The sequence below is a fragment of the Colwellia marinimaniae genome (assembly GCF_002207865.1).
In the GTDB taxonomy this organism is placed as follows: domain Bacteria; phylum Pseudomonadota; class Gammaproteobacteria; order Enterobacterales; family Alteromonadaceae; genus Colwellia; species Colwellia marinimaniae.
Map to the genome: position 1 here is coordinate 1 of NZ_BDQM01000255.1, position 274 is coordinate 274.

1 protein-coding gene is annotated in these 274 nt (G+C 64.6%); it reads left to right on the top strand.

What is annotated here, in order from left to right; genetic code table 11:
• On the top strand, nt 1-274 hold a 274-nt coding region (locus MTCD1_RS19170; RefSeq protein WP_438819303.1), incomplete at both ends, for a Ppx/GppA phosphatase family protein.

Sequence of the window (274 nt, forward strand, 5' to 3'; positions counted from 1 at the left end):
GGGCTTTCCCATCGACGTCGTATCCGGGCCTGAAGAGGCGCGGCTCATCTACCAGGGCGTGGCAAGACTGCTGCCGCAATCCGACGAAAAGCGCCTGGTCGTGGACATCGGCGGTCGCTCGACGGAATTGATTCTGGGGCAGCAGTTCACGCCAGGTACCGTGGCGTCCTACCGCGTGGGCAGCGTGGCTTGGTCTGCCCGCTACTTCGCTGACGGTTCCTTCACGCGCCACGCTTTCGAAGCCGCTGAAATCGCCGCCAAGGCCGTGCTGGAC